This is a genomic window from Shewanella sp. SM87, assembly GCF_025653705.1.
Taxonomy (GTDB): Bacteria; Pseudomonadota; Gammaproteobacteria; order Enterobacterales; family Shewanellaceae; genus Shewanella; species Shewanella oncorhynchi.
Window position 1 is genome coordinate 172,196 of sequence record NZ_JAKKSC010000002.1, and the last position, 16,041, is coordinate 188,236.

Annotated in this window: 13 protein-coding genes; 7 read left to right on the forward strand and 6 right to left on the reverse strand. The window is 45.4% G+C overall.

The features are described from left to right. Positions 1–13: 13 nt before the first annotated feature. Positions 14–439, reverse strand: a complete 426-nt coding sequence (locus L5M11_RS02380; protein WP_113939326.1) for a thioesterase family protein — start codon at positions 437–439, stop codon at positions 14–16. Between the two features lie 352 nt (positions 440–791). Between L5M11_RS02380 and L5M11_RS02385 the strand changes: the two genes are divergently transcribed. Continuing rightward, complete coding sequence (locus L5M11_RS02385) at positions 792–1,772, forward strand: chemotaxis protein (RefSeq protein ID WP_028761419.1); 981 nt, start codon at positions 792–794, stop codon at positions 1,770–1,772. 152 nt (positions 1,773–1,924) lie between these two features. Here the strand turns inward: L5M11_RS02385 and L5M11_RS02390 are convergent, their stop codons facing one another. Then, a complete protein-coding gene (locus L5M11_RS02390) occupies positions 1,925–3,181 on the reverse strand; it encodes an adenylosuccinate synthase (RefSeq protein WP_113939327.1) in 1,257 nt (418 codons plus the stop codon). A 140-nt stretch (positions 3,182–3,321) separates the two neighbouring features. Here L5M11_RS02390 and L5M11_RS02395 point away from each other — a divergent pair, with 140 nt between their 5' ends. Further along, positions 3,322–4,212, forward strand: a complete 891-nt coding sequence (locus tag L5M11_RS02395; RefSeq protein WP_028761417.1) for a LysR family transcriptional regulator — start codon at positions 3,322–3,324, stop codon at positions 4,210–4,212. Between the two features lie 28 nt (positions 4,213–4,240). On the opposite strand, the gene L5M11_RS02400 is transcribed toward L5M11_RS02395, so the two are convergent. The 3 genes from L5M11_RS02400 to L5M11_RS02410 all read right to left on the reverse strand — a co-directional run bounded on the left by L5M11_RS02400 (position 4,241) and on the right by L5M11_RS02410 (position 6,060). Next, complete coding sequence (locus tag L5M11_RS02400; protein ID WP_263181185.1) at positions 4,241–5,065, reverse strand: substrate-binding periplasmic protein; 825 nt, start codon at positions 5,063–5,065, stop codon at positions 4,241–4,243. 156 nt (positions 5,066–5,221) lie between these two features. Further along, positions 5,222–5,404: a hypothetical protein gene (locus L5M11_RS02405; RefSeq protein WP_263191253.1), complete on the reverse strand. Its 183-nt coding sequence runs from the start codon at positions 5,402–5,404 to the stop codon at positions 5,222–5,224. A 221-nt stretch (positions 5,405–5,625) separates the two neighbouring features. Continuing rightward, positions 5,626–6,060, reverse strand: a complete 435-nt coding sequence (locus L5M11_RS02410; protein WP_263161960.1) for a PACE efflux transporter — start codon at positions 6,058–6,060, stop codon at positions 5,626–5,628. Positions 6,061–6,150: 90 nt separating this feature from the next. On the opposite strand from L5M11_RS02410, the gene L5M11_RS02415 reads away from it, so the two are divergent. Further along, entirely contained in the window at positions 6,151–7,038 is an 888-nt protein-coding gene (locus L5M11_RS02415) for a LysR family transcriptional regulator (protein WP_212599308.1), read from the forward strand. A gap of 99 nt (positions 7,039–7,137) precedes the next feature. On the opposite strand, the gene L5M11_RS02420 is transcribed toward L5M11_RS02415, so the two are convergent. Further along, a complete protein-coding gene (locus L5M11_RS02420; RefSeq protein ID WP_198572928.1) occupies positions 7,138–7,755 on the reverse strand; it encodes a TetR/AcrR family transcriptional regulator in 618 nt (205 codons plus the stop codon). Positions 7,756–8,173: 418 nt separating this feature from the next. Here L5M11_RS02420 and L5M11_RS02425 point away from each other — a divergent pair, with 418 nt between their 5' ends. The 4 genes from L5M11_RS02425 to L5M11_RS02440 all read left to right on the forward strand — a co-directional run bounded on the left by L5M11_RS02425 (position 8,174) and on the right by L5M11_RS02440 (position 16,000). Then, the gene (locus tag L5M11_RS02425) at positions 8,174–9,412 is read left to right on the forward strand and encodes an efflux RND transporter periplasmic adaptor subunit (RefSeq protein WP_263191256.1); all 1,239 of its coding nucleotides are present in this window, start codon (positions 8,174–8,176) and stop codon (positions 9,410–9,412) included. A gap of 13 nt (positions 9,413–9,425) precedes the next feature. After that, positions 9,426–12,584 carry an efflux RND transporter permease subunit gene (locus tag L5M11_RS02430; protein ID WP_263178743.1) on the forward strand — a complete coding sequence of 1,053 codons (3,159 nt, stop codon included), beginning with the start codon at positions 9,426–9,428 and terminating at the stop codon, positions 12,582–12,584. 442 nt (positions 12,585–13,026) lie between these two features. Further along, positions 13,027–13,704, forward strand: coding sequence for a methylamine utilization protein (locus tag L5M11_RS02435; RefSeq protein ID WP_263178744.1), 678 nt, complete (start codon positions 13,027–13,029; stop codon positions 13,702–13,704). Beyond that, a complete protein-coding gene (locus L5M11_RS02440) occupies positions 13,694–16,000 on the forward strand; it encodes an EAL domain-containing protein (protein WP_263191257.1) in 2,307 nt (768 codons plus the stop codon). The genes L5M11_RS02435 and L5M11_RS02440 overlap by 11 nt, the downstream gene beginning before the upstream one ends. Positions 16,001–16,041: the final 41 nt, after the last annotated feature.

Genomic DNA, 16,041 nt, shown 5'->3' on the forward strand with positions numbered 1-16,041 from the left:
AAGAGTATTAGCTTTATTCGCTTGATGTGAAACCAAGACTTAATATGGCGATTAACTCTGCCGGCATAGGCGCTAGTTGGCGGGCTTGATTCATACACACCATTTCAATGGTTGCCGTGACCGCAGGCTTTTTACCCTGTGGACGCCAAATCTCCTGCTGCCACACAGTGCGGTACTTACTCTCAAAGTAAAACTTAGTGCGAACATCGATAATATCGGCAAATTCCACCCCCTCATGGCACAACATATCGCTACGATACACAGCAAAACCCAGTTGGTTTTGTTGCCATAATGCACTTAAACGCTCAGCACCAATCACATGCTCACGGGCTCGCTCGAAGTATTTTAAAAAGTTGGGGTGATACACCACGCCAGAAAAATCAGTATCTTCATAGTAGATTTGCACTGGGAAAGAAAAGGTCGGGCTAAATTGCGGCATGGGCTACGGCTATGCTAGATAGTTTTATTGCGCGATAGTTTAGCGGCTTATCTTTTAAAACAAAACCTTTAATGCGGAGAGGCAAAAGCGCTGTTAAGGGAAATGTGCAGACGACTTTAGGTCGGCAACGGCGATGCTTAATCTGGACATGATTGACAATGTGACTACTGAAATCGTCATTAGGTTCGATTATGGGACGTTTTTCTGCTTATAGATAAAATGCTTGTTACCCAAAAAATATCACGCTAATCAGGCAGTAAAATCACACTATCGTGCCTAATTCGTTAATCCCTTCCTATACTGATAACTGCAATCCCTTTCTTACGTTGATTTGCTAGGTTGAGAGCTTTATATGAGCGAAATTAAAAAATCAGAAATATTGACAGAGAGTGGCACAAATGAACTCGAAATTATTGAGTTTCATCTACATAAGACACTTCCCAATGGTGGCCATAAAGTGTGCCATTACGGTATTAATGTCGCCAAAGTGAGAGAAGTAATTAGGGTGCCAGAAACGTCAGATTATCCCAATGCCCAGCGGCACATGGTTGGGGTGTTCTCGCTGCGAGAAAAGTTGATCCCTTTGGTCGATCTTGCCGGTTGGCTCGGAATATCGACACCAGAGGATTTAACCCACAAAGTGGTCATCGTGACTGATTTTAATAAGATGATTAATGGGTTTTTAATCGATAGTGTTCGTAGCATCCATAGAGTGTCGTGGGAGCAAGTTGAATCGCCGAGTCAATTTTTAGAAGCGGGTGAAAATGATTGTGTCGTTGCCGTAGTGCGCCGTGATGGCATGCTCATTATGATATTGGATTTTGAGAAAATTATTGCTGACATTAATCCTGAACTGAGTATGGATAAGTACGATGTCACGCTCGATAGAAGTGTACTGATCAATGATAAAATGCTGGCGAAACGTGAAGCGAAAACGATTTTAATTGTCGATGATTCCGCTTTTATTCGTAAGATGATCGAAAATACCCTTCGCAGCGCAGGTTACAACATTATCACAGCCAAAGATGGTGGTGATGCCCTTGAAATGCTGATGGAATTTGAGAATCTTGCTGACCAAGATAATGCTTCTATTTCTGATTTTGTCAGCGCCATTATTACGGATGTTGAGATGCCTCGCATGGATGGCATGCATTTGGTGAAACGCTTAAGAGAATCCAAGGCGTATCGACAAATGCCAATTGTGATGTTTTCCTCTTTAATGAGTGAAGATAACCGCGCAAAGGCGATGGCATTAGGTGCTAACGATACCATTACTAAACCAGAAATTGGTCGTATGGTCGGTATGATAGATAAATACGTATTCGAAGAGTAATGCCATTTCATTTAGTGGCGATATTTGAATATGGGGTATTCGAGTCATCGCTATCAACGTCTTGAGTGATTCTTCAATGACAAACCATATCAAAGTAAAAAGCCATATTCACCGAGGCGAATATGGCTTTTTTGTAGGGTAAATGTTGTTTACTAGCGGATGATCATTTGATCGCGCTCTGGTCCAACAGAAACCATGCTAACGCGTACACCCATTAAGTCTTCAATACGTTCAACATATTGTTGTGCGGCGACTGGTAGGCTTTCGAAGGTGCGACAACTAGTAATATCTTCGCTCCAGCTTTGCATTTGCTCATACACTGGGCTTAACGCAGCAGTTTGTGGCCAAATTGGGTTCTCAGTGTGTTCACCAGCATAGGCAACACAGATTTTTAGATCTTTCATGCCAGAAAGACAATCAATCTTAGTCAGGGCAATTTCGGTTGCTGCTTGTAGCTCAACACCATTACGGGTGGCAACAGCGTCGAAGTAACCCATGTCACGTGGACGGCCTGTCGTTGCACCAAACTCGTTGGCATTTTCGCGGAAGGCGTCTTGCTCTTCCATTGCGGTCACTAACGTACCTGTGCCGACTGATGAGCTAAAGGCTTTCGCGACAGCAATTACGCGCTCTGGACGCAGAGCTGGTAAACCGCTGCCGATACCCGCGTAAGCCGCAGTCACGTTTGAAGATGTGGTATAAGGATATTCGCCGTAGACTAAGTCGCGGCCAGCACCTAATTGCGCTTCAAACAGTAAGCTCGCATCTTGTTTTTGTAATGCTTTTAATGGCTCTGTCACGTTACAAATAAACGGACGCCAAGGTGCCGTCACTTCTAATAACCATGCGGTCATTTCGGCGGCGGTTTGATTAAAATCGCAACTTGGATAAAGTGCTTTTAACTGCGGTAATTTCCAGTCGAGCATAAATTGAATGCGCTCTTGCAGCACTTCAGGTTGGTTTAACCAGCCGACTAAAATGCCTTTTTTCATCACGCGATCGCCATAGGCTGGTGCAATCCCTTGACGGGTTGAACCATAGGCGAGGTCGCCAAGACGTTGTTCTTCTAAGGTATCTTCTAATGCATGTAGAGGTAAGCACAGGGTAGCACGGTCAGAAATGCATAATTTGACTTCTATGCCAGCCGCTTGCACTTCAGCAATTTCTACACTGAGTTTTTCAGGGCTGATCACCATACCAGGGCCTAAAACTGCAACGCAGTTAGGGTTGAAAATGCCACTCGGTAATTGGTGTAATTTAAAGGTGCCATAGTCGTTGACGACGGTATGGCCAGCGTTGTTACCACCTTGAAAGCGAATACTGGCAGCGGCATCCGCGGCTAAATAATCTACGATGCGGCCTTTGCCTTCATCACCCCAATTTGCACCCACAACCACGATCGACGGCATAACAACATCTCCTCATTGATTAAGACGCTATGCTAGACCCGTCATTTAAATAAGAGAAATTAATTATGGTTATCATCCCAATAAGAATTTCATATATCATTGGCTATCATTAACTCTAATACTTTGCAAAAGGTGACGTTATGCTCGATATCCATTGGTTAAAGACCTTCGTGACTTTAGCTGAATACAAGCATTTTGGGAAAGCGGCCACAGCGCTGCACATGACGCAGCCCAATGTTAGCTTGCATATTAAGCAGTTAGAGCAAAGCACTCGAGTCAAGCTGATTGACCGTAATCCCTTTCGATTAACGCAAGCGGGATTTCGCCTGTTAGAGAGCAGTCAGAAGACGTTAATGGAGCTGCAAATTTGTCAGGCGGATCTCAATGCGATTAATGACCTTAGCCAAGGCACCTTGACCATTGCCGCCAGCGATATTATCTCGCGGTTATTGTTGATCCAGCCGTTTCAGCTCTTTAAGGCGGAGTTTCCGGGAATAGATTTCTCTCTGCTCAACACAACCTCATCACAAGCCTCTGAATTGGTGAAAAATGCCGAGGCCGATTTAGGGTTTGTGATTGCGCAGAAGGAAAGTCAGCCACTGCATTTTACTGAGCTACAACAGATTAAATGGTGTGCAATCGGAGATAACTTACAGCAATGGCAGCAGGCAAAACCCTCTGTGGATACGCCCTTAGCCGAGCAACCGACGTTGATTTTATTAGGACACGATACGCGAACCCGCGAATTGTTAGATCCTGCATTGCCGTCGCTGAACTTATCGAATTACAGAATAATGGAAGTCGGCAGTGTTGACGCGCAAATCGATTGGGCTGAGGCGGGATTTGGTGTGGCGATCGTACCGGAGTTTTCGGTTTACACTAAGGCGAATCTCACCACTAAAGTCACTCCTCTACCGCAATTCCCTACAACGAGTTTAGGTTATATTGTGCGCCAGAATCAGATCCTGTCGAAGGCTATTAAGCAGCTGTTATATTGGGTGAATCAAGAGATCATTCGCTCGCAGCGGTAATCTATCATTCGCTTGTAGCGATAGTGGATTAGTCAGCGACTAAGAGCAGTTTGTCGTATTGGCCTGTGGCTTTTAGCTGTGATAAGCCAGCGTCGAGTTGGGTCGCTAAGGTCTGTGCCTGTGGATTTTCCTTTGAGAAGGCCAAAAAAATATCGCTGCTATGGTTAGCAAATACAGGAATGACGTCATCATCTACGCCCATTTTTTTCAGGTTTTCCTTGGCGACTAAGTCGAACATCAAGGCGGCATCTATGCGACCAATCAATAATAAATTGATGAGCTGTTGTTGGTTGGCGACGGTGACGATATTGAGCTGTTGCTGTTTAACTAATTTGGGAAATTCATCGCCATATTCATAGCTTTTAATCACGCCGATAACGGTGCCTTTAGGTAGCGCCCATTTATTGTCTGCAAGAATAGGTTTTTGTTTCTTTTGATAAAAAGAAGCCGTGGCGATAAATAATGGGGTGTTTCCAAAGATGAAGCGTTGCTCAGTACTGTTCTCGCGGGTGACGTTAAACACCCCATCAACTGCACCTTTTTCCGCCATCATTAAGGCGCGGGAGTAGGGCACAACTAAGCTATTCACTTCAATATGCGACTGTTTAAATGCGGCTTGGATTAAACGATGGGAAATACCTTGACCAAACTGATTGGCGAAAGGTGGCCAACTGTCTTCTGCGGCTAAGGTTATGGCTTGAGGTTGCGATTCTGCTGGTATTGCATTGCTTTCTTTAGCGAGTGCCATGTTGCAAATAATGGATATGAGCAATAAAACGATGCTAAGTATCAATGCTGACGGCAAATTTAATGCCTGCTGCATCCTGAGCCTCATTCTGTTCCCTGCACGCATTTTGCTTCCATCTCCCCGCTTAATATATGGCTTTTATAGCATAAAGAATTATATCTAGACTAATGATTTGAATATTAATTACTGATAGTTAGTCCTTTTGTGATGCTTATAGGATATTTCAACAACCTCAGTTTACTGTGTGCGGGTCTATTATTTTTATGTTGTGTTTAAGGGGGATTTTACGCTGGGCAACACATGAACTGGCTTAGCTTTCTTGCTAATACCAATCGTACTAAATATCTGTTCATTCAGCGGGAGTTCAACGCGCTTTAGACAAGGCGAAGGCTTGAAGGCATAGTGGTACTCTGTTCCGCCGCCCTTCGGGAGCCTCACAGGCATCCCACTCCCGTGTTGCATTGACTTAAAAGGGAATAACCATTTCTGCGTCAATGCGCCTTGGATTGAGATGCCTGTGAGGCTCTGAACTGATTAGATATTTAATGTGATTGGTAATAAGTAGAAGAAATTGAAATGGATAAGTTTCAATGCTGCCATCAAACGAATCGCTAAATTGTTTAGTGAGGTTCGTTTGATGGTGATGTGTGTTGATCTTAGCTGCGCTATTTGACCTTAGTGGCTTGCATAGTAAACCAAGTCTTGTAGGGCTGATACTTGTCATAGCACCAATGGAATAGGGTGCTGTAGAAGAAGAAAAAGATCAAAAAAACCGCCTCTAAGCCCATGGCTGCCAACCAACCTATCTGTAGAAACCAGGCGATGGTCGGTATGCTAATAAAAATAAGTCCCCCTTCAAATCCAAAGGTATGCAGTATTCTGGTTTTCAAAGTGCGTTGCTCTCGATTTGCCCCAAATACCCTGTCGAATCCTAGGTTGTAGAAGTAGTTCCATACCACGGTATAAAGACTCAAAGCGATACCAACTATGACAAGTTCACTGGTTCCCTTGCCTGATATAAGGGCAGAAAAGGGGATAATAATAGCGAGTGCAATCGCTTCAAAGAGTAAGGCGTTAAAGATACGTTCTGTCGTTTTCATGGCTATTTCCCATTCATTTAATGTGACTATGGCCATAATTTTATCTAGTATAGGGATAAGTTATAGTTAGATAGTATCGGTAAAAGCGATATGTTTAGTCTCGAACAACTCGAAGCCTTTATGGAAACCGTAGAATCGGGTTCATTTTCGAATGCTGCAAGGCAACTTAAGAAAGCACAATCCGTGATTAGCCAGCATGTGATGAATCTTGAAATTGACTGTGGGGTTGAGTTATTTGACCGTTCGGGTCGTTATCCGGTATTAACGGCCGAAGGTAGTAAATTACTGCCCTACGCAAGAGCGACGATTCTTCAACATCGTAGGCTCAAACATACCGCCTTATCGCTCTTCAGTAGTCAATCTTCAGAAGTGTGCCTTGCGATGGATGAAGGCATTCCGATACAGAGAATATCTGAAATTATTCGGTTGTTAGAAGGTGATTTCCCTAATATCGAACTCGAGTTTCTCAGTGCCTCAAGCATAGATATTATCGACATGGTGCATTCGGGAAGAGCATCTACAGGATTGATTTTTAGTGAATTATCTATGCCAAGTAGTATAGATTTTGAGAGTATTGGGGTGATTCAATTCGATCTTTATGTGGCGAGTTCGCATCCCTTAGCAAAATCAGTTGCACCGAACATGGACTCATTGCGACTGTATCGACAATTACTCATCCGCTCACGGAATACTAAAACCAGTAGTTTTCAGCAGGCGTTCAGTCCTGATGTTTGGTATGCCGATAACTATTACGTGTTATTGGAGCTCGCATTACAGGGCCATGGTTGGTGTCTATTGCCCGAGCATATGGTGTCCAATTTAGTTTCATCGGGTAACTTAACTCGCGTCCCCATAGAATTTGAGCAGATAGGCTGGCATGCAAACGTCGATGTGATCCAGCATCAAGATAAAAGCAGCCTGCCATTATTGAAACGACTCAGACAACTGTTTAGAGAACTCTTGGTTGGACAGAAATAAATGGTTGGACAGAAATAAAGCAAAGCATAAATAAAACCCCAGTTAAGTGAGTACTATACTGGGGTTTAGTTTTTGTGGATCAGGATTGGTGAATCAGGATTAATTATTACGCGGAAAGTTAGCCAGCACTAGTTCGGCCACTTTGCGCAGTTCATTCGGGCAAATTCCACTGGTCGCTTGTACGGCCATACCTTGCAATACAGTGCCTATATAACGGGCAAGCAGCAAGGGATCGGCGTCAGCGGGCAAATCACCTTCATCTTTGGCGCGTTGCAGTCGTTCGCACAGGGCTATTTCTCCGTCACGGCGACGATTAATCAAAGTATCTTTAATCGCTTGTCCTGCTTCACTACAGGTGAGTGCCCCTTGAACAATCAAACATCCCTGTGGATGGCTTTTATCCACCAAAGAGCTTGCCGCACCTAGTAGCATTGACTCGATAACCTGATAGGCGGTTTTTTGTTCAAGTGCCGGGTAGAAAAACGCACAGGGGCGTTGTTCATATAATTCTATCGCCTTGAGAAATAACTGTTCTTTATTACCGAAAGCGGCATAAAGGCTAGGTTTATTAATGCCCATAGCTTGGGTGAGATCGGTTAACGATGTACCTTCAAAACCTTTGAGCCAGAAGACTTCTAAGGCTTTTGCTAATGCATCGTCAGTGTCAAAAGCTCGTGGGCGACCAACACAGGGCGTCTGGGTGACGGTTGACATCATTAGGCTCCTCAATTCTCAATTGCCCCTAGGATAGACATGGGTTTAGTCCCTGTCCAGCCACACTTGCCACCGATGACGGACTTAGGGGGATATGTCTACTTAGTCATTCAAGGTGTCACCTAAGTTCAGCATGTTATCTGCGTTAGTCAGTGTTTGCTTCAATATTCATCAAAATGCTTTGCAGTTCAAACTCGTAGCCTTTTGCCTCTGGACGCATTGCCTGCCTAGGGTAAGTGCACACTTTTAATTAAATACCGATCGGTACATAAATTTGTTGACAGCATCATTTTACGCTATATATTACCGTCCAGTACAGAATATTTTTTACCAGTCGGTATTTAATTGGTTTGGTTTGTAACACATCTGCATGTGTGTGGTTCGAACAGCGTGAAATGCCCGCCACTTTGAGGATAGTAATATGATGAGTAACAAACCTTTACGAATAATGATGTTAACGGCTGTGGCTGCTTTCGTCCTTTCAGCTTGTGGTGAGCAAACTGCGCAGCAGGGACCTGCACCGAGTGCGCCTAAGGTGGATGTCGCTCAGGTATTACATGAGCGAGTCACCGAATGGGATGAGTTTACCGGTCGTTTACAGGCGCCAGAAAGTGTCACCCTTATCCCGCGGGTGTCGGGTTATATAGACTCAGTAAATTTTAAAGAAGGCGCCTTAGTGAAAAAAGGCGAAGTGTTATTTCGCATCGATCCAAGCGTGTTTGAAGTGGAAGTGGCCCGGTTAAAAGCAGATCTTGCTAGCGCACTCTCTGCAGAGCAACTGGCCACTAATGATTTTGAACGAGCACATAAGTTATTTGACCAAAAGGCGGTCTCGGCCGAATTACTCGATACCCGTGAGTCGAATAAACGTCAGACTGCAGCCGCAGTCGCTTCGGTGAAAGCAGCACTCATGCGCGCCGAGCTTGATTTAGCTTATACCCAAGTGCAAGCGCCGATTGATGGCCGCGTATCCTACGCTAACGTCACTGCGGGTAACTATGTCACCGCAGGGCAGAGTGTGCTGACCAGCTTAGTCTCTACCGCCAGCATGTATGCCTATTTTGATGTGGACGAGCAAACCTACCTTAAATACGTGAAGTTAACCGCGCAGAACAAACGTAACGATCCCCGTGCTGGCGATAATCCTGTTTACATGGCTTTAGCCAATGAGCGCGATTATCACCATATTGGCATGGTCGACTTTGTGGATAATGCGATGGATAAGCAGACGGGTACTATTCGAGTTCGTGCGACTTTTAACAATGAAGACAATAACCTATTGCCAGGCTTGTTTGCGCGTCTTCGTACTGCGGGCAGTGGCGCCTATGAGGGGATCTTGATTGACGATAAAGCGGTTGGCACAGATCTCAATAATAAGTTTGTGCTGGTCATCGCTCATGATGGCACGGTCGAATATCGCGGTGTGACCTTAGGCGAAAAAGTCCAAGGACTGCGCATTGTAACCCAAGGCTTGATGGCCGATGACAAGATCGTCGTTAATGGTATGCAACGCGTACGTCCTAAGATGCAAATTGAGCCAAACATAGTGGACATGGTCGACAGCGACAAGCTCGAGGCACTGCGCCAAGCCCAGTTAATACTCGATAAAAATCAAGAGCATTTGACGGCGCAAGCGGTCGAAACGGCGAGCCGCGGTTAAGGAATAACACACTATGTTGTCGCAATTTTTCATTAAAAGACCGATATTTGCAGCCGTACTGTCATTGCTGTTTTTTATCACTGGGGCGATTGCCGTTTGGCAGTTGCCTATTACCGAATATCCCGAGGTGGTACCGCCAACCGTAGTGGTCACCGCTAACTATCCTGGCGCTAACCCTAAAGTGATTGCCGAAACTGTGGCTTCGCCGCTGGAGCAGGAAATTAACGGCGTCGAAGACATGTTGTATATGTCATCGCAGGCGACGTCCGATGGACGCATGACCTTGACCATCACCTTTGCGATTGGCACGGATGTGGATAAGGCTCAAACCCAAGTGCAGAGCCGAGTGGATAGGGCTATGCCCCGTCTGCCGCAGGAAGTACAACGCTTAGGTATTGTTACTGAAAAATCATCGCCGGATCTCACCATGGTGGTGCATTTGTTATCGCCGGATAACCGTTACGACATGCTGTATTTGTCTAACTATGCGGCGCTAAACGTCAAAGACGAACTCGCACGGATTAACGGTGTCGGCGCGGTACGCTTGTTTGGCGCCGGCGAATACAGTCTGCGAATTTGGCTCGATCCGAATAAAGTCTCGGCGCTGGGTTTATCGCCCGCAGACATTATTGCCGCCGTACGTGAGCAAAACCAACAGGCAGCAGCGGGCAGTTTAGGCGCGCAGCCCAGTGGTAGTGCTGACTTTCAACTTTTGATTAACGTGAAAGGCCGTTTAACTGAACTGTCTGAATTTGAAGATATTATCATTAAAGTTGGTCAGAATGCTGAGGTGATCCGCCTTAAAGATGTCGCGCGGGTGGAACTCGGGGCAACGAGTTATGCGCTGCGCTCTTTACTCGATAATAAGGATGCGGTCGCTATTCCTGTATTCCAAGCATCGGGTTCTAACGCGATTCAGATTTCCGACGATGTACGCGCCAAAATGGCAGAGCTGTCTAAAGGATTCCCTGAAGGATTAACGTACGAAATCGTTTACGACCCAACAGTGTTCGTGCGTGGCTCGATTGAAGCTGTGGTAAAAACCCTGCTCGAAGCCGTGTTGCTGGTGGTGTTAGTGGTGGTGCTATTCCTGCAAACTTGGCGCGCATCGATTATTCCGCTGGTGGCCGTGCCTGTGTCTTTGGTCGGTACCTTTGCCTTTATGCATCTGCTCGGTTTCTCGTTAAATGCCTTGTCGCTATTTGGGCTGGTGCTCGCCATTGGTATCGTGGTTGACGATGCCATCGTCGTGGTCGAAAACGTCGAGCGTAATATTGCCGCAGGATTAAGCCCAGTAGAGGCAACGCAAAAGGCGATGAAGGAAGTGACTGGCCCGATTGTGGCAACCACCTTAGTGCTGGCGGCGGTGTTTATTCCAACGGCCTTTATGAGCGGTTTAACCGGGCAGTTCTATAAACAGTTTGCCTTGACTATTACTATCTCGACCTTTATCTCGGCGATTAACTCACTCACTTTGAGTCCGGCATTATCGGCGCAGTTACTCAAGAGCCATGATGCACCTAAGGACGGCTTAACCCGTCTAATGGATAAGTTGTTTGGTGCTTGGTTATTTGTGCCTTTTAATCGTTTATTTAACCGTGCATCCGATGGTTATGGCTGGTTAGTGCGTAAGGTGATCCGTTTTGGCGGCATTATTGGCCTAGTGTATTTAGGCATGGTGGCGTTAACGGGTGTGCAATTTGCCAATACACCAACGGGTTATGTACCCGGCCAAGATAAACAGTATTTAGTGGCCTTTGCTCAGTTGCCCGATGCGGCATCCCTTGAACGTACGGATAGTGTGATCAAGAAGATGTCTGAGATTGCGCTAAATCACCCCGGAGTCGCGCACTCGATTGCTTTCCCTGGCCTTAGCATCAACGGTTTTACCAATAGTCCTAACTCAGGCGTGGTGTTTGTTGCGCTCGATGATTTTGACTCGCGTACCAGTCCTGAACTGTCGGCGAATGCCATTGCAGGACAATTGAATCAGCAATTTGCTGTTATTCAAGACGCGTTTATTGCCATCTTCCCGCCGCCACCTGTGCAAGGCCTCGGCACCATAGGAGGGTTCCGTCTGCAAATTCAAGACAGAGCCAACCTTGGTTATGAGGCCTTGTATCAGGTGACCCAACAAGTGATGTACAAGGCGTGGGCCGATCCTCAGTTAGCTGGCGTTTTCTCTAGCTATCAAGTGAACGTGCCACAACTTGAACTGGATATCGATCGGACTAAAGCGAAACAGCAGGCAGTGTCGCTCGATCAAATCTTCCAGACATTACAAACCTATATGGGCTCGACCTATGTCAACGACTTCAATCGGTTCGGTCGAACCTATCAGGTGAATATGCAAGCCGACGAGGCGTTCCGCCAAAGTCCGCAACAGATAAGCCAGCTAAAGGTGCCGAATCTGAATGGTGACATGATCCCGCTAGGTTCGTTCATCAACGTCAGCCAAAGTTCAGGCCCAGACAGAGTGATGCACTATAACGGTTTCACGACCGCTGAAATCAACGGTGGTCCAGCGCTCGGAGTGAGTACAGGCCAAGCGCAGGCGGCGATTGAGAAAATTTTGGCTGAAACCTTACCTAATGGTATGACTTATGAGTGGACCGAGCTGACCTATCAGCAAATTCTCGCGGGCAATACGGGTCTTTTGGTTTTCCCGCTGGTGATCATCTTAGTGTTTATGGTGCTAGCCGCCCAGTACGAGAGCTTAAGCTTGCCATTGGCGATTATCTTAATCATCCCAATGACCTTACTTTCAGCCCTCAGTGGTGTGCTGATTTACGGTGGGGATAATAATATCTTCACCCAAATTGGCCTGATAGTGCTGGTGGGGCTGGCGACTAAGAACGCTATTTTGATTGTCGAGTTTGCAAAGGAGAAACAAGACCATGGTATGGCACCTATGGAGGCGATATTAGAGGCAGCAAGATTACGTTTACGTCCTATCTTGATGACATCTATCGCCTTTATCATGGGAGTGGTGCCTATGGTGTTCTCCACTGGCGCGGGCGCCGAGATGCGCCAAGCCATGGGCGTGGCAGTATTCGCCGGTATGATAGGGGTGACAGTTTTTGGTCTTATCCTAACGCCGCTGTTTTACTATGCCTTAGCAAAGAGAGGCGGTAAAAAAGCCGATGAGTATAAAGAGATAACAGTCGGTTAAGCTTGTTTTCTAGTTGAAAACACATGAAAGGTCTACATTGAGTAGGCCTTTTTTGTTTATTCACGGCGAGAGCGATTAGATTTGACTATCTTTAGCTGGGGTTAATTAACATTAGGTCAATTGATGTTTAGTGATGGTATTGCTCGCCAGATTAAAACTAAAACCAGAAATGAGGAATATCGTTGGTATTTTCTGGATCATCAATAAGAAACAATGAATAATTATTACCAGACCATTCTGTTAGCTTATAACTTATTGCCACTTGAGCGCGTCATTATCACAGTATGATTAGAATGGTTACTGTTTTACGACTTTTCTATATAATTTGATGATTATTCAATGTATTAGTAATGTACAATGCTAGATGAATCTAGATCGTTTTTTTACGCAGAACTCAGCTAAGGTACTTGTTGGCCTTGCATCACTATGCCCGAGGTAACGGATGATCCTATATCGCGTTTTATATGCGTTAGTACTTTGCGTTTTGATCTATTTCACGCCTCAAGTCATGGCTGCTGAACTCAATATTAATGTAGTAGATCTGCAACAACAGGCCATTGCCGATACTGTTGTGGAGCTGATCCCTGCAGTGATGCCCGATAATGCAATACCTATCGAGCATTATGAAATGTCGCAAAAAAATCGAACCTTTATCCCCTTTGTGCTGGCGGTGCCTAAAGGTGCAAAGGTGGATTTTCCCAACTTAGATCGTACTCGTCACCATGTGTATTCTTTTTCAGAAGCTAAACCTTTCGAACTTAAATTGTATGTGGGTCAGGCCGAAGCGCCGATTCAGTTCGATAAACCCGGTTTGGTCGCGCTTGGCTGTAATATTCACGATTATATGCAAGCATTTATCTATGTGGCAGATAGCCCTATTGTCGCGGTGACGGACGAAAAAGGTGAGCTCCAGTTTAAGGGACTTATCGCCGGTCAATATAAAGTTAAGCGCTGGCATCCATGGCAGAAGGCGGCATCAGAGCCAACGGATTTACTGATCGCTAATGGTCCTAATCAACTCAGTCTGTCTTTAGACATTGAGCGTCAAGCTAAACCGTCGTCGCCGCCGTCGGGATTTGGTCACTACGATTCTGAAGGTAAGCCATTACATGCTAAATAGTTTTCGCGCTCGGTTGATTTTAGTTTTCTTTATTGTGCTGACGTTAGTGCAATTTGCCACAGCATTTTCTGTGTTGACAGCGACCGAAAAAGATAACTTTTTACAGCAACAGAAAAGCCTCGATATTGGCGCGAATGTGTTTCTTGAAGTGTTATCGAATCGCGGTATTCAGCTCAGTCAAAGTTTGTCCGTACTCAGTGCCGATTTTGGTTTTAAGCGCGCGATTGCTACTGGTGAGCAAGAAACCATTGAGTCAGTGTTATCTAATCACGGCTCTCGTATTGGTGCCGACGCCGCTGTATTGTTATCACCTAAAGGGGAGCTCTTGACCTCGAGTTTGCCCGGACTCACTCAGGATGATATTCAATCCTTATTTAATATGACCACCAGCAATCATAATGCGTTAGCTATCCTTAATTTTGATCATGCTAGCTATCAGTTTGTGCTGCAGCCGGTGAAGGCGCCGACCTTAATCGCTTGGGTTGGCATGGGGTTTCTATTAGATGAGAAGGTCGCCCAACAAGCTAAAGCTATTACGGGCATCGATGTGAGTTTTGTCAATCAGGCAACGGGCCGCACTGAAATTGCTTCAACCTTATCAGATAATGAAAAGTTAAGCGTAATTGAGCAGGCGAGCTTATTGCCTAGCTTGCTGCAAATGCCTAGTGAAAGTATTCCCGTAGATCATCTGTCTATGGGCATCAAACTTTATGATCACAACGGCAGCCAATTAGCGCTACTACACCAATCAAACCTCAAGTGGCAGCAAAGTTATCAGCAACTACGTAATAATATGCTGCTGATCTTTGCTTTGACCTTAGCGCTGGCGATTGCGATTACGATTTGGTTGTCGGGCAGTTTGACTGAACCCGTGCATCAACTTGTGAATTATGCCCGCAAAATCGGTCAAGGTAAGCAGCCTGCCAATATTCAAGGTGCGCCAGCAGAGCTTAGGGTGTTGGCTAAGAGTTTATCCTTAATGCGCGATGATATTGAAGCGCGGGAAAAGGATTTAGTCTACCAATCTCGCCACGATAGCTTGACAGGTTTACTCAATCGTTTTGCCGCAAAACAGCATTTGGCGGATCTTAACGATAAATTATCCGGTGCTATGGTGTTGTTAGATATTAAACATTTCCGCCATATCAACGATATTATTGGTTTTGCCAATGCCGATACTTTGTTACTGCTTTTTGCTCGTCGCCTAGAGCAATTAGCACCCACTCCGGATTTACTGGCGCGTTTAGACGGTGACTCATTTTTACTTCTGTATAGTCAAGGTATTCGCCCCGAACATTTACTGAAGTCATTGGATATGTTGGAGTCACCTTTTCCAATCCAAGGCTCAAACATTTCTCTTACCGTGCGGGCGGGATTACTTGAAATCGATGGTAATGGTGCTGATATCGATGTGTTAGTGCGCCGCGCCGAAATTGCCCTCAATCAAGCCTGTCTCGAAGAGCAACGTATTGTCAGTTATCGTCAAGGCGCCGATGAAAAGTATCAGCGTGAGCTGACGATTATCCGTGATTTGCCTATAGGTTTAGCGCAAAACCAATTGTATTTAGTGTTCCAACCTAAAGTGGATTTACGCCTAAACCAGTGCACTGGCGCCGAAGCATTGATCCGCTGGCAACATCCTACGCTAGGGTTTATTCCGCCCGATGAATTTATCCAACTGGCTGAAAATTCAGGCAACATTGATATTGTTAGCCAGTGGGTATTGAAGCAGGCAATTCAGCAATTAGTGACATGGCAGCGGCGGGGTATGGTGCTAAAACTGGCTATTAACCTGTCGGCCCATGATTTAGTCGATACTCGCTTACCGAATCAAATCGCCATTTTACTGAAAGACAATAATCTGCCAAGCGGTGCACTCTGTATCGAAGTCACTGAAGGCGCCGTGATGAAAGATGCACAGACTGTGGTGAGTGTATTACAGCGATTTCGTGACATGGGCGTGTCTGTTGCCATTGATGATTTTGGCACAGGTCATTCATCATTAGCCTATTTGAAAATTTTACCCGTTAATGAGGTGAAAATTGATCGCAGCTTTATCAAAGACATGCTCACGGATAGCCAAGATGTGATGATAGTCGATACGAGTATTAAATTGATCCATGGCTTAGGTTTTACCGTAGTAGCCGAAGGCGTTGAAGAACAAGAAGGTGTTGAGATATTGCGTAATCTTGATTGCGATATCATTCAAGGTTACGTGTTTTCGAAACCCTTAAAAGCGGCTGAATTTGATCTGTGGTTCGAGGCGTTTAACCATCCAAATGCCTCTGATGCATAAGCGCGTTTACTCAAGTCAATATGCAAAGACGTTAGACTAAC

Excerpts from the sequence above, each read along its gene's own strand:
- L5M11_RS02410 (WP_263161960.1), bottom strand. The coding sequence starts at position 6,060 with ATGAAAACGACAGAACGTATCTTTAACGCCTTACTCTTTGAAGCGATT.
- L5M11_RS02405 (WP_263191253.1), bottom strand. The coding sequence starts at position 5,404 with ATGCCTGTGAGGCTCCCGAAGGGCGGCGGAACAGAGTACCACTATGCC.
- L5M11_RS02415 (WP_212599308.1), top strand. The coding sequence starts at position 6,151 with ATGTTTAGTCTCGAACAACTCGAAGCCTTTATGGAAACCGTAGAATCG.
- L5M11_RS02425 (WP_263191256.1), top strand. The coding sequence starts at position 8,174 with ATGATGAGTAACAAACCTTTACGAATAATGATGTTAACGGCTGTGGCT.
- L5M11_RS02440 (WP_263191257.1), top strand. The coding sequence starts at position 13,694 with ATGCTAAATAGTTTTCGCGCTCGGTTGATTTTAGTTTTCTTTATTGTG.
- L5M11_RS02420 (WP_198572928.1), bottom strand. The coding sequence starts at position 7,755 with ATGATGTCAACCGTCACCCAGACGCCCTGTGTTGGTCGCCCACGAGCT.
- L5M11_RS02400 (WP_263181185.1), bottom strand. The coding sequence starts at position 5,065 with ATGCGTGCAGGGAACAGAATGAGGCTCAGGATGCAGCAGGCATTAAAT.
- L5M11_RS02385 (WP_028761419.1), top strand. The coding sequence starts at position 792 with ATGAGCGAAATTAAAAAATCAGAAATATTGACAGAGAGTGGCACAAAT.
- L5M11_RS02390 (WP_113939327.1), bottom strand. The coding sequence starts at position 3,181 with ATGCCGTCGATCGTGGTTGTGGGTGCAAATTGGGGTGATGAAGGCAAA.
- L5M11_RS02430 (WP_263178743.1), top strand. The coding sequence starts at position 9,426 with ATGTTGTCGCAATTTTTCATTAAAAGACCGATATTTGCAGCCGTACTG.
- L5M11_RS02435 (WP_263178744.1), top strand. The coding sequence starts at position 13,027 with ATGATCCTATATCGCGTTTTATATGCGTTAGTACTTTGCGTTTTGATC.
- L5M11_RS02395 (WP_028761417.1), top strand. The coding sequence starts at position 3,322 with ATGCTCGATATCCATTGGTTAAAGACCTTCGTGACTTTAGCTGAATAC.
- L5M11_RS02380 (WP_113939326.1), bottom strand. The coding sequence starts at position 439 with ATGCCGCAATTTAGCCCGACCTTTTCTTTCCCAGTGCAAATCTACTAT.